The organism is Streptomyces sp. TBY4 (genome assembly GCF_024213195.1).
Taxonomy (GTDB): domain Bacteria; phylum Actinomycetota; class Actinomycetes; order Streptomycetales; family Streptomycetaceae; genus Streptomyces.
The window spans coordinates 294,902-306,883 of sequence record NZ_JANAVF010000002.1 but is presented as its reverse complement, the minus strand read 5'-3'; the positions used below and the strand labels follow the sequence as shown (position 1 = coordinate 306,883).

Sequence of the window (11,982 nt, the reverse complement as noted above, 5' to 3'; positions counted from 1 at the left end):
GGGGTGCGCGCCTTCGATGTGCGGGCGGCGGGGCGGGCGCCGAGCATGGGGCCATGGTCACCACGGAAGAGACACCTGACGAGGCCGAGGCGGGGGACGGGGCCGGGGCCGGGGCCGGGGCCGGTCGCGGGACGAAGAGGCAGTTCATCTCCTGGGTGACGCTCGCCCTGATGACGACCGCCTCGGTCGCCAGCCTCCGCCCCTCGCCCTCCATGGCGATCTACGGTCTCGCCGCGGTCTTCCTCTACCTGCTGCCCGCCGTCGTGTTCCTCCTGCCGACCGCCCTGGTCGGGGCCGAGCTGGCCTCGGGGTGGTCCGGGGGCATCTACCGGTGGGTCAGCGAGGCGCTCGGCAAACCGCTCGGGTTCGTCGCGGTGTGGTGCCAGTTCGCCATGACCATCGCGTACTACCCGAGCCTGCTGGCGTACGTGGCGAGCACCTTCGCGTACGTCATCGACCCCGGGCTCGCGGAGAACGGGCTCTACGTCGCGATCGTCATCGTCGTCGTCTACTGGACCGGGGTCTGGATCTCCTCCCGGGGCACGAAGACGGTCGCGGGACTCTCCTCCGCCGGGCTCGTCATCGGCACCCTGGTCCCCGGCGTGCTGCTGGTGGCCCTCGGCCTCGTCTTCCTCGGCCAGGGCAACCCCTCCGCCCAGCCCATGGGCGCCTCCCACTGGCTGCCGCCGTGGACGGGGCTCGCCAGCCTGGTCCTGATCGTCAACAACTTCCTGTCCTACGCGGGCATGGAGATGAACGGCGTCCACGTCTCCTCGCTGCGGCACCCGAAGCGCGAGTACCCGAAGTCGATGTTCCTGGCGACCGGCCTGGTCCTGCTGATCTTCATCCTTCCGGCCCTGGCCATCTCCTGGGTGATGCCGTCCTCGGAACTGAGCCTCACCGCCGGGCTGATGCAGGCCTTCCAGGCCTTCTTCGACCACTTCCACATCGGATGGATGACGCGGGTGGTCGGGGTGATGCTGGTGGCGGCCGCACTCGGCGGCATGCTGACCTGGCTGTCCGGCCCGGCCAGGGGCCTGGTCCTGCTCTCCCGGCAGGAGGGCTACCTGCCCCCGGCCTTCCAGCGGTTCAACAAGTACGGCACCCCGCAGAACATCATGGTCGCGCAGGGGGTGATCACCACGCTGATCGGTGTGCTGTACGCGTTCAGCGACGACGTCTCCAGTGCGTACTGGATGTTCTCGGTGATCACCGTGCAGATCTATCTGATCGCCTACCTGCTGATGTTCGCGGCGGTGATCAGGCTCCGCAGGACCCGGCCCGAGGTAGAACGCGGCTTCCGGGTGCCCGCCGTGACCTGGGTGGCGGGCACCGGTGCCGCGGCCTCGGTGGCCGCCCTGTTCATCGGCTTCGTACCGCCGGACCAGTTCGGCGGGCAGCCCCTGTGGCGCTATCTGCTGATCGTCGGCGGCGGCCTGCTGCTCCTGGGGATCGTGGCGCCCGTCTGCTTCCTCAAGTTCCGCAAACCCGGCTGGGTCCACCCCGACCACCGGTGACGCGCATCGGAGGGCGCCCGGCCGTGACGCACCCGGCCGGGCGCCGAACCCCTGCTTCCCGCAGTCAGCGGCGCACCCTCGGCATGCCGAGGCCGATCCAGGAGATGATCTCCCGCTGGATCTCGTTGTTGCCGCCGCCGAAGGTGAAGATGACCGCGCTGCGGTAGCCGCGCTCCAGCTCCCCGTGCAGGACCGCGCCCGCGGAGCCGTCCTTGAGGGAGCCGGCCGCGCCGACCACCTCCATCAGCCAGGCGTACGCGTCCCTGCGCGCCTCGGAGCCGTAGACCTTGACGGCGGAGGCGTCCTGCGGGGTGAGGTTGCCGTCCTGGACGGCGCCCACCATCTGCCAGTTCAGCAGCTTCATGGCGTCGAGCCGGGCGTGGGTGCGGGCGAGTCGGCCGCGGACCCAGGCGAGGTCGATGACCCGGCGGCCGTCGGCGAGCTTGGTCTCGGCGGCCCAGCGCTGGACGTCGTGCAGGGCGCGGATGGCCATGGTGCCGTGGGCGGCGAGGGTGACGCGCTCGTGGTTGAGCTGGTTGGTGATCAGCCGCCAGCCCTTGTTCTCCTGGCCGACGCGGCGGCTCGCCGGCACCCGGATGTTCTCGTAGTAGCTGGCGGTGGTGTCGTGCGAGGCCAGGGTGTTGATGAGGGTGCAGGAGTAGCCGGGGTCGGAGGTCGGCACCAGGAGCATGGTGATGCCCTTGTGGGCGGGGGCGTCCGGGTCGGTGCGGACGGCGAGCCAGACCCAGTCGGCGGTGTCGCCGTTGGTGGTCCAGATCTTCTGCCCGTCGACCACGTAGGTGCCGGTCTCCTCGTCGCCCTCGCGGACGGCCTTGCACTTGAGGGCGGCCAGGTCGGTGCCGGCGTCGGGCTCGCTGTAGCCGATGGCGAAGTCGATCTCGCCGGCGAGGATCTTGGGCAGGAAGTACGCCTTCTGCTCGTCGGTGCCGAACTGCATGATGGTCGGCCCGACCGTGTTGAGCGCCATCAGCGGCAGCGGTACGACGGCCTGCGCGGCCTCGTCGAAGAAGATGAACTGGTCCATCGGCGACATCCCGCGCCCGCCGTACTCCTTGGGCCAGCCGACGCCGAGCCAGCCGTCGGCCCCGAGCCGGCGGATGGTCTCCCGGTAGAAGCGCTTCTGCGCGGCCGGGTCCTCGTACCGGGCGTAGACGTCCGCGGGGACCAGCTCGGCGAAGTAGGCGCGCAGCTCGGTGCGCAACTGCTGCTGCTCAGGCGTGTATTCGAGGTGCACGGCCCCTCCGGGTCTCTCGTGGCTCAAGGTCGCGCGGCCGTCCGCCGCCGCCGCGGGGGCAGACTAGAACCTGTTCCAAGAATCCGGAAGGGTCAGGGGGCCACCACGGCGTTTCCGCTCCGGCCCGGACGGATCAGGACCTTGATGTGCTCCTCCGGCCGCCGCAGGGAGGCGAAGGCCGCGTCCAGCCCGCCGAAGCCCGCTTCTCCGGTGACCAGGGCGGCGGGGTCGATGCGGCCGTCGGCGAGTCGGGCGAGGGTGGCACCGAACTCCTCGGGCGGGTAGGTCAGGCACATGCGGATCGTGACGTCCTTGTAGATGCCGACCACCGGCCGGATCACGTCCTCGGTCATCACCCCGCCGATCTGCAGGATCTCGGTGCCGCGCGGGACGGTGTGCAGGAGCCGGTTCAGCATCCCGGGCACGCCCACGCAGTTGACGACCACGGTGGGGCGCGGCCGGGTCCCCGCGAGTTCGGCGCAGAGCGCCACGGGGTCCCGCTCGGCCGGGTCCACCACCGCGTGCGCGCCCAGCCGCAGGGCGGCGGCCCTGCGCAGCGCCGACGGGTCGGAGGCCACCACGGGTGCGGCGCCGCGCTCCAGCAGCGCGGCCACGGCCCCGAGGCCCACCGGGCCGCAGCCGACGACCACGGCCGGGGTGTCCCGGCCGGCCGTGCTGCGGGCGATGTTGCCGAACCCCACGGCCAGCGGCTCGGTGAGGGCGGCGAGCCCGAGGTCCAGGGACGGCGGGACGGGCAGCAGCGCCTGCGCCTGTACGACGATCCGTTCGCCGAATCCGCCGGGGAAGGCGTTGCTGTAGCCGACGGTACGCACGACCCCGCCCGGGTCGACCGCCCAGGGCAGGCCGACGACCCCGGTGCCCGGTTCGGGGCCGGTCGCGCCGGGCCCGTAGGACAGGACCCGGCCGGAGAACTCGTGGCCCATCACCAGCGGCCGGTCCGGGTCGAAGAGGAAGCTGGTGGTTCCGCTGTCCCGGGAGGCCCGGAGGAAGTCCGCGGTGTGCGCGACCGCGCTGAGGTCGGAGCCGCAGATCCCGCAGGCGGCGGTCTCCACGAGCGCCTGCCCGGGGCCGGGCACCGGATCCGGGTGCTCCCGTACGCGGAAGCGGCCGTCCTCGAGCACCGCGGCCCTCAACGGACCTCCCCCTTGCGGGCGATGGCTTCCATCGTGGAGCGGCGCAGGGCCCCGACGAACCGTTCGCTGTTGCGCCCGGCCCAGTCCAGGCTGGCGCGGCGCGCCTCGGTGTGGCCGGTGAGCCGGGGTACGACCCGTTCGGCGAAGAGCTCCAGGCTGCGCAGGGCGGCGGCGGGCTCGGCGAGGTCGAGCCGGAGGATGAGGAAGGTACCGAACCCGCCGGTCTTGTCGGCGAGTTGCCCGATCCGCCGGACGGCGTCCTCGGGGGTGCCGATGACGGCCCGGCCGAAGGTGGGCAGCCCTTCGGTGGTCCAGCGTTCGACGGCGCCGGCCGGGGTGGCGCAGCCGTCGAGGCGGCTGCCGCCGAGGGTCTCGATGTACTCCACGATGCCGGGCGTGCCGTACTCGGCTTCGCGCAGGGCCTGTTCGCGGGTCTCGGCCAGGTGCACGGGGGTGACCAGCCGCCAGGAGGAGCGGTCGGCGGGGCGGCCCGCCTCGGCGCAGGCCCGCTCGTGGGCGGCCCAGTTGGCGTCGAGCACCGCGTATCCGGCGGGGTCGGCGGCGGCGAGCGAGAGCATCCCCACTCCGTGGCGCCCGGCGAGCACCGCCCCGGTCGGCGATACGGCGGAGGCGACCGCGACCTCCAGTTCCCGGCCGCGGTAGGGCCCGAGCTGGAGCCGGGCCTCCTCCAGGGCGAACCAGTCGGTGGCGGCCGTGACCATCTCCCCGCGCAGCAGCCGCACGATGGCGTCGAGCGAGTCGGCCGTCATCGCGCGGGAGTCGAGCGGGTCGACGCCCATCATGAAGGCGTCGGAGAGCAGTTGGCCCGGACCGACCCCGAGCATGGCGCGCCCCCGGGACTGCTGGTCGAGCTGGCAGATCCGGTCGGCGAGGATCAGCGGCTGGTGGTAGGGCAGCGAGTTGACCCCGGTTCCGAGCATGATCCGGCTGGTGCGTTCGGCGGCCGCGGCGAGGAACACCTCGGGCGAGGCGATGATCTCGTACCCGGCGGAGTGGTGTTCCCCGGCCCACAGCTCCTCGTAGCCGAGCCGGTCGAGGTCGGCGGCGAGGTCGAGGTCCCGGCGCAGCTGGAGCGCCGGGTCGCCGTCGGGGTGGTGGTAGGGGGCGAGGAACACCCCGAAGCGGTGCGGAAGATACGGCTGCGGCATGTGCGGTGGCCTTCCCTCGGCGGCGCCTGCTCTGCTCCGGCATCCGACGAAACACCGCCCGGGGCGCGGCTTCAATGCCGCCGCGGCCGTCCTCCCGCTGAGTGGGAGGATTCCCGCGCGCCGCCGCCCGGGTGTGCTCAGCTGTAGAGGAAGACGTAGTCGAAGTAGACGAGGTCGCGGATGCCGTCGAAGCGGAAGGTGCCCGACGGGATCACGTCCAGGCCTTCCTCCAGGGCGACCTTGTCGTAGGTCGCGCTCTGCTTCCAGGCCGCACTGGAGGGGACGTACGGCTTCAGCGGGGCGGGCAGCCCGGACAGGGAGCCGACCTCGAAGCGGTGGGCGGGATCGCGCATGATGCGGTTCGCCGTGCCCTGCTTGAGGCGGGCGACCCCGACGAGGCGTACCCGGGAGTCCGGCTTCGGGACCGACCGGTCATTGCCGGTCTCATCGATGTCGTAGCCCAGCCAGTGCGCGTCGGAGACGTCGCCCAGCGCGGTCCAGAAGCGCCGGTTGAGGGGGCCCAGGTCGGTGCGGACCTTCTCCCCGCCCCCGTCTTCGGGCCACACCGCGTAGCCGAGCCCCGCCGCGCCGAGCAGCAGCGGGGCCCCCAGTCCCAGAAGAAGCCTCCGTCTGCTGCTGAGGCCCCGCTGTGCGTCCATTCAGTCCCCCCGGTCAACGTTCCCGTCAGTTCAGGGCGCTGATCATAGCGGCGGCCGTCGCCGTCATCGCCTCCCGTGCAGCGGTCAAATACGGGCGGGGATCCGCAGGGGTCAAATGGGTGCGAATCGCCTCGGTCATCGCCACGTTGAGCGCGGTGCCGATGTTGACCTTGCGGATGCCACCGGCTACGGCCGCGGCGAGTTCCGCGTCCGGCAGGCCGGAGGAACCGTGCAGCACCAGCGGCACCTCGACCGTCTTGGCGAGGCGGCCGAGCAGCACGTGGTCCAGGGCTGCGGTCCGGCTGGTCATGGCGTGGCTGCTGCCGATGGCCACGGCCAGCGCGTCCACTCCCGAGTCGGCGACGAACCGCCGCGCCTCGTCGGGGTCGGTACGGGCTCCGGGTGCGTGCGGATCCAGCGGCGCGGCCCCGTTCTTGCCGCCGACCTCGCCCAGTTCGGCTTCGATCCAGAGCCCGTTGACGTGCGCCCAGTCGGCGGCGGAGCGGGTGGCCTCCAGGTTCTCGGCGTAGGGGAGGTGCGCGGCGTCGTACATGACCGAGCTGAATCCGGCGTCCACGGCCTGCCGCAGCAGTTCGGAGCTCTTGACGTGGTCCAGGTGGAGTCCGACCGGAACCCCGGCGGCCTCGGCCACGGCCACGGCCGCGCGGCTGATCGGGAGCAGAGCCCCGCCCCGGAACTTGACGGCGTTCTCGCTGAGTTGGAGGATCACCGGCAGTCCGGCGGCTTCGGCTCCGGCGACGACCGCTTCGGCGTGCTCCAGGGTGATGATGTTGAAGGCGGCGACGGCGCGGCCCTGGGCGGCGGCGTCCAGGACGAGCCCGCCGGCGGGGGCGAGGCTCATCGGACGGCCTCCTCGCCCGCGGTGAGGATGACGGACCGGGTCAGGTGGCGCGGCGCGTCCGGGTCGAGCCCCTGGTGGGCGGCGACCGCGACGGCCAGGCGGTGGACGCGGACCAGCTCGGCGAGCGGGTCGAGGTGGCCGGCCACCCACTGGGCGCCGGTGCCCCGGACCTGCTCGGCGAGCCCTTCGGGCGCGTCGCCGAGCGACCAGGTGGCGGTGCCGGGCGCCGAGACGCTGATGGGGCCGTGCCGGTACTCCATGGCCGGGTAGGCCTCGGACCAGGCCAGGGCGGCTTCGCGCATCTTCAGGGCGGCCTCATGGGCGAGTCCGACGCTCCAGCCCCGCCCGAGGAAGGTGAACTGGCCCCGGGTCTCCAGCTCGGCGGGGAGCGGGTCGGTGAGTGCGGCGCGCGCGTCGGCGACCACGGACGGGCTGTGCAGTCCGACGTGGGCGCGCAGCAGGGTGAGGGCGGTGGTGGCGAAGCGGGTCTGGACGACGGACTGCTCGTCGGCGAAGTCCAGGACGACGAGCTCGTCGGCGAGGGTGATGACGGGGGTGGCGGGGTCGCCGATGACGGCGGTGGTGGGGATGCCCGCGTCCCGCAGCCCGGCCAGCAGGTCGAGCACCTCGGTGGTGGTTCCGGACCTGGTCAGCGCGACGACCCGGTCGTAGCGCCGGTGGCGGGGGAACTCCGAGGCCGGGAAGGCGTCCGTCTCGCCCTGCCCGGCCTCCTCGCGCAGCACGGCGGCGGCCTGGGCCATGTAGTACGAGGTCCCGCATCCGACGATCGCGGTACGCTCCCCCGGCCGCGGCAGCACCGCCCGGTGTTCCGGGGCCAGTTCTGCGGCCCGTTCCCAGCATGCGGGCTGTGTGCCCAACTCGTACGCGACATGGCTCATGGCGGCTCCCTAGCGCAGTGCGTGCACCCCTGAGTGCGTGTTCCTGCAAGATACTGGGCTCTTTCGCGCAACTTCAAGCATCACCGGGGTGATCGCCTGCGTTAATCTCGATGCGTAGGCCAAGAGGGAGCGCCGGAGCGAACACCGAAGCGGACGGCGAAGAGACGGTCGAGGAGACTGTCGAGAACAAGACCGGAAGGGCGGCCGATGACCCGCAAGGAACGCTGGCAGACACTGCTGGACCTGCTGGTGGAGCGGGGCGAACTGGAAGTGGAACCCGCCGCCGAGGCCCTCGGCGTGTCCGCCGCCACCATCCGGCGCGACCTCGACCAGCTCGCCGAGCAGCAGCTGCTGGTCCGCACGCGGGGCGGAGCGGTCCTGCACGGGGTCAGCTACGAACTCCCGCTGCGCTACCGCACCTCGCGCCGCGCCGCCGAGAAGAGCCGCATCAGCGAGACCGTCGCGGCGCTGATCGTCCCGGGCGAGGTGATCGGCCTGACCGGCGGCACCACGACCACCGAGGTCGCGCGCGCACTGGCCGCCCGCCCCGACCTCGCCACCGGCTCCCCCGCCCTCACCGTGGTCACCAACGCGCTGAACATCGCGGGAGAACTGGTCATCCGACCGCAGTTCAAGATCGTGCTCACCGGCGGCGTGGCCCGGCCCCAGTCCTACGAGCTCACCGGCCCGCTGGCCATGGAGGTGCTCGGGCAGCTCTCCGTGGACACCGCCGTCGTCGGCGTGGACGCCTTCGATCCGGTCGACGGCGCCGCCACCCGGCACGAGGACGAGGCGGCCATGAACCGGCTGCTCTGCGAGCGCGCCCGCCGGGTGGTGATCGCGGCCGACTCCAGCAAGCTGGGCGTCCGCGCCTTCGCCCGGATCGTCCCGACCGACGCCGTGGACGTACTGGTGACGGACACCGGCCTGTCCCCCGCCGTCTCCGAGGCCTTCGAAGCGGCGGGCGTGGAGGTCATCCGCGCCTGAGCGGACCGGGCGCTGCCGCCTCGCCCGCGCGGCGACCGTGCCCCCGCCGATGAAACCGAGTCCGGACACGGAATTCGCCGATCTGGATCCAGCCCTGACCCGGTGGCATTCGACGGCCCCCTTCCCTCGGAATTCATGCCTGCACGGCTTTCGGATTCCATTGTGGACCGTTGTCCGAGTCAGCCCCCGAGGCTTCCGCCCTCTCTTTTCCCGGCCCGATGTCAACGAAAGCGAACGCGTCCCGCCGGGCCCGTTTCGGGATTTCAGTAAGCGCTGTCGACGTTGTTGATCGAGCCGTAGCGGGCGGCGGCGTAATGGGCGGCGGCCACGATGTTGGCCACCGGGTCGTACGGGGAATCCGCCGTGCCGGGGACGTGGTAGGCGAGGAAGGTCGGGCGGATGACCTGGAGCAGGCCGATCGACGGATCGCCGTTCCTGGCGTTGACGTCCCAGCCGTTGGTCGCCGACGGGTTTCCGCTGGACTCGCGCATGATGTTCCTGTAGAGCCCGCCGTAGGTCCCCGGGATGCCGTGCTCCTTCATGATCGCGAGGGACTCCTTGATCCAGCCGCTGAGGTCGTTGGCGTAGACCGGGGCACGACCGGACGAACGGTGATGCTTGGCAGCCCGCTTGGGCGCCTCGGCCCGCTTCGCCGCCGCGGCCTCCTGCACGCCGAGGTGCTGCCGCAGGCCCGTCGCCTGCGCACCGTCGACGACCTGCGTCCAGGCGGCGGGGGCGGCGGCCGCGAGCGCCGCGCCGTCACCGAACCCGGCCGGGGCGAGGGAGAAGGCGAGGGCGGCGGCCCCCAGGGTGGCCGCTCCTGCGAGGGCGAGCCTGTGCGCCTTCGGCAGACGACGACTATGGCCGGGGGTGCTGGTCTCGGACGTGCGGGACATGCGGGGCAACCTCTTCGAATAGCGGTACTCACGGGAAAGCGACGCCGGCCGGATCCTGAATCGGAAATCCGGGATCCACGGCGCCGTGCGGTGAGTAACGATTCTTAGGGGCGGCGAGGACGCATGACAAAGGCGCGACCTACGATTCCGCTTAGTGGATCAGGGCCGGGTGGCAGAGCCGGAAATTCCCGGCCCGCCTTCCTGCCGGGGGGCCCGCCCCTCCGCTAGGCGGCCTCGTAAGTGACCAAGGGCCCTGTGTCCGGGGTCACGCCATTCGGCCTCGGAGGGCTGCCGCGCCGGTCAGTGCTCCGGGAGCCGGTCCGCCTCACGAGCCAGGGCGGCCAGGACCGGGGCGATCAGCGGGTGCGCCTCGGCGCCGCGCCGGGTGGCGGCGAAGACCCGCCGGGTGGGTGCCGGGCCGGACACCGGGCGGACCTGGACCTCCTTGAGGTCCATGCCGCGCAGCGCCGAGCGCGGCACGAGGGCCACTCCGGCGCCGGCGCCGACCAGGGCCACCACGGCCCGGAAGTCGTCGGAGGAGTGCACCAACCGGGGCTGGAACCCGGCCAGTTCGCAGGCGAGGAGCATCACGTCGTGGCAGGGGTTGCCGGGGTACTGGCCCACCCAGTCCGCACCCGAGAGGTCGGCCAGGGACACCTCGGGCAGGTCCCCGAGCGGATGCCCGGCCGGGAGGACCGCGTCGAAGGGCTCGGCGTAGAGCGGGAGCACGGACAGCCGGCCGTCGTCGGCGCCGGGTGCGCCCCGGTACTCGACGGCCAGGGCCAGGTCTGCCTCCCCGTCGAGCAGGAGCAGCAGGCTCTGATCGCCCTCCGCGTCGCGTACGCGCAGCCGGATCCCGGGGTGGTCCGCGGCGAGCCGGGTGATGGCGGGGGCCAGCACCTCGGCGATGCCGGTGGCGAAGGCGGCCACGGTGACCTCGCCCGCGGAACCGCCCGCGTAGGCGGCGAGTTCGGCCTCCGCCCGCTCCAGCTGCGCGAGCACCTCGTGGGCGTGCCCGAGCAGGATCTGCCCGGCCGCGGTGAGCCGGACGCCCCGGCCGCTGCGGGTCAGCAGGGCGTGCCCGGTCTCCTGTTCCAGCGCCGCGAGTTGCTGGGAGACGGCGGAAGGGGTGAGGTACAGGGCCGCGGCCGCGGCGGTCACCGTACGGTGGTCCGCGACGGCCCGCAGGATGCGCAGCCTCCGGGGGTCGATCACGCTGCCATTCTCGCAGGCCGCGGCCCCTGTGCGGGCCGCACCCCGGCGTCAGCCGAGTCCAGCCCCTCCGGCGTTTGAGGAGCGGGGGGCCGGGGGCGGGCCCCCGGCAACGGCGCCGCACCCGGCCTGCGGGGGTCAGACGCCCGCCAGCGCCGCCCGCGCGTCGATGAAGGCGGCGATCGCCCGCTCCACGTCGGCCGTCGAGTGCGCCGCCGACAGCTGGACGCGGATCCGCGCCGCGCCCATCGGAACCACCGGGTAGGAGAAGCCGATCACGTAGACCCCGCGCTCCAGCAGGAGTTCCGCCATCCTGGCCGCCTCCGCCGCGTCGCCGATCATCACGGGGGCGATCGCGTGGTCGCCGGGCAGGATCTCGAAGCCCGCCTCGGTCATCTTGGTACGGAACAGCGCGGTGTTGGCGGCGAGCCGCTCGCGCAGGTCACCGGCCGACTCCAGCAGGTCGAGGACCTTGAGGGAGGCAGCCGCGATGACCGGGGCGAGGGAGTTGGAGAAGAGGTACGGGCGCGAGCGCTGGCGCAGCAGCTCGACGATCTCGGTGCGCGCGGCGACGTAGCCGCCGGAGGCCCCGCCCAGCGCCTTGCCGAGGGTGCCGGTGATGATGTCCACGCGGTCCATGACCCCGTGCAGTTCGGGGGTGCCGCGGCCGCCGGGGCCGACGAAGCCGACGGCGTGCGAGTCGTCGACCATGACCATGGCGTCGTAGCGCTCCGCGAGGTCGCAGATCTCGGCGAGCGGGGCGACGTAGCCGTCCATGGAGAACACGCCGTCGGTGACGATGAGCTTGCGGCGGGCACCGCCCTCGGTGGCCTCCTTCAGCCGGGCTTCGAGCTCGGCCATGTCGCGGTTGGCGTAGCGGAAGCGCTTGGCCTTGCTCAGCCGGATGCCGTCGATGATCGAGGCGTGGTTGAGGGCGTCGGAGATCACCGCGTCCTCGGGGCCGAGGAGGGTCTCGAAGACTCCGCCGTTGGCGTCGAAGCAGGAGGAGTAGAGGATCGTGTCCTCCTGGCCGAGGAAGGCGGAGAGCCGCGCCTCCAGCTCCTTGTGTACCTCCTGCGTACCGCAGATGAAGCGCACGGAGGCCATTCCGTAGCCCCAGCGGTCCAGGGCCTCCTTGGCCGCGGTGACCACCTCGGGGTGGTCGGCGAGCCCGAGGTAGTTGTTGGCGCAGAAGTTGAGCACCTCACCTGCGGCCCCGCCCGAGGTCACGGCGACGGCGGCGTTCTGCGGGGTGCCGATGACGCGCTCGGGCTTGTGCAGACCCGCGGCGCGGATCTCGTCGAGGGTCGTACGGAGGTCCGCGCGGACGGTCTCGAACATGTGCGGTGCTCTCTTTCTCCTGGTGCGGCGT

11 protein-coding genes are annotated in these 11,982 nt (G+C 72.4%); 2 read left to right on the top strand and 9 right to left on the bottom strand.

The window, feature by feature from the left end; all coding sequences use genetic code 11:
• Positions 1–53: 53 nt before the first annotated feature.
• The gene (locus tag NLX94_RS05690; RefSeq protein WP_254381479.1) at positions 54–1,517 is read left to right on the top strand and encodes an APC family permease; all 1,464 of its coding nucleotides are present in this window, start codon (positions 54–56) and stop codon (positions 1,515–1,517) included.
• Positions 1,518–1,581: 64 nt separating this feature from the next.
• On the opposite strand, the gene NLX94_RS05685 is transcribed toward NLX94_RS05690, so the two are convergent.
• The 6 genes from NLX94_RS05685 to NLX94_RS05660 all read right to left on the bottom strand — a co-directional run bounded on the left by NLX94_RS05685 (position 1,582) and on the right by NLX94_RS05660 (position 7,515).
• Positions 1,582–2,772 carry an acyl-CoA dehydrogenase family protein gene (locus NLX94_RS05685; RefSeq protein ID WP_254381478.1) on the bottom strand — a complete coding sequence of 397 codons (1,191 nt, stop codon included), beginning with the start codon at positions 2,770–2,772 and terminating at the stop codon, positions 1,582–1,584.
• 92 nt (positions 2,773–2,864) lie between these two features.
• Positions 2,865–3,926, bottom strand: coding sequence for a zinc-binding dehydrogenase (locus tag NLX94_RS05680; protein WP_254381477.1), 1,062 nt, complete (start codon positions 3,924–3,926; stop codon positions 2,865–2,867).
• Positions 3,923–5,095, bottom strand: a complete 1,173-nt coding sequence (locus NLX94_RS05675) for an LLM class flavin-dependent oxidoreductase (protein WP_254381476.1) — start codon at positions 5,093–5,095, stop codon at positions 3,923–3,925. The genes NLX94_RS05680 and NLX94_RS05675 overlap by 4 nt, the downstream gene beginning before the upstream one ends.
• Before the next feature lie 137 nt (positions 5,096–5,232).
• Entirely contained in the window at positions 5,233–5,754 is a 522-nt protein-coding gene (locus tag NLX94_RS05670; RefSeq protein ID WP_254381475.1) for a hypothetical protein, read from the bottom strand.
• A 25-nt stretch (positions 5,755–5,779) separates the two neighbouring features.
• A complete protein-coding gene (locus NLX94_RS05665; protein ID WP_254381474.1) occupies positions 5,780–6,616 on the bottom strand; it encodes a class II fructose-bisphosphate aldolase in 837 nt (278 codons plus the stop codon).
• Entirely contained in the window at positions 6,613–7,515 is a 903-nt protein-coding gene (locus tag NLX94_RS05660; protein ID WP_254381473.1) for an SIS domain-containing protein, read from the bottom strand. The genes NLX94_RS05665 and NLX94_RS05660 overlap by 4 nt, the downstream gene beginning before the upstream one ends.
• A gap of 207 nt (positions 7,516–7,722) precedes the next feature.
• Here NLX94_RS05660 and NLX94_RS05655 point away from each other — a divergent pair, with 207 nt between their 5' ends.
• Positions 7,723–8,502: a DeoR/GlpR family DNA-binding transcription regulator gene (locus NLX94_RS05655; RefSeq protein WP_254381472.1), complete on the top strand. Its 780-nt coding sequence runs from the start codon at positions 7,723–7,725 to the stop codon at positions 8,500–8,502.
• A 263-nt stretch (positions 8,503–8,765) separates the two neighbouring features.
• On the opposite strand, the gene NLX94_RS05650 is transcribed toward NLX94_RS05655, so the two are convergent.
• The 3 genes from NLX94_RS05650 to NLX94_RS05640 form a co-directional block, all read right to left on the bottom strand.
• Positions 8,766–9,398 (bottom strand): transglycosylase SLT domain-containing protein, encoded by a 633-nt coding sequence (locus NLX94_RS05650; protein ID WP_254381471.1) that lies wholly within the window; start codon positions 9,396–9,398, stop codon positions 8,766–8,768.
• A 300-nt stretch (positions 9,399–9,698) separates the two neighbouring features.
• Positions 9,699–10,613, bottom strand: coding sequence for a LysR family transcriptional regulator (locus tag NLX94_RS05645; protein WP_254381470.1), 915 nt, complete (start codon positions 10,611–10,613; stop codon positions 9,699–9,701).
• 135 nt (positions 10,614–10,748) lie between these two features.
• On the bottom strand, positions 10,749–11,951 hold the full coding sequence (locus NLX94_RS05640; protein ID WP_254381469.1) for a glycine C-acetyltransferase: 1,203 nt from the start codon (positions 11,949–11,951) through the stop codon (positions 10,749–10,751).
• Positions 11,952–11,982: the final 31 nt, after the last annotated feature.

Bases quoted from the DNA above. Each gene is read 5' to 3' on its own strand.
- NLX94_RS05655 (WP_254381472.1), top strand. From the start codon at position 7,723: ATGACCCGCAAGGAACGCTGGCAGACACTGCTGGACCTGCTGGTGGAG.
- NLX94_RS05660 (WP_254381473.1), bottom strand. From the start codon at position 7,515: ATGAGCCATGTCGCGTACGAGTTGGGCACACAGCCCGCATGCTGGGAA.
- NLX94_RS05650 (WP_254381471.1), bottom strand. From the start codon at position 9,398: ATGTCCCGCACGTCCGAGACCAGCACCCCCGGCCATAGTCGTCGTCTG.
- NLX94_RS05640 (WP_254381469.1), bottom strand. From the start codon at position 11,951: ATGTTCGAGACCGTCCGCGCGGACCTCCGTACGACCCTCGACGAGATC.
- NLX94_RS05690 (WP_254381479.1), top strand. From the start codon at position 54: ATGGTCACCACGGAAGAGACACCTGACGAGGCCGAGGCGGGGGACGGG.
- NLX94_RS05665 (WP_254381474.1), bottom strand. From the start codon at position 6,616: ATGAGCCTCGCCCCCGCCGGCGGGCTCGTCCTGGACGCCGCCGCCCAG.
- NLX94_RS05675 (WP_254381476.1), bottom strand. From the start codon at position 5,095: ATGCCGCAGCCGTATCTTCCGCACCGCTTCGGGGTGTTCCTCGCCCCC.
- NLX94_RS05670 (WP_254381475.1), bottom strand. From the start codon at position 5,754: ATGGACGCACAGCGGGGCCTCAGCAGCAGACGGAGGCTTCTTCTGGGA.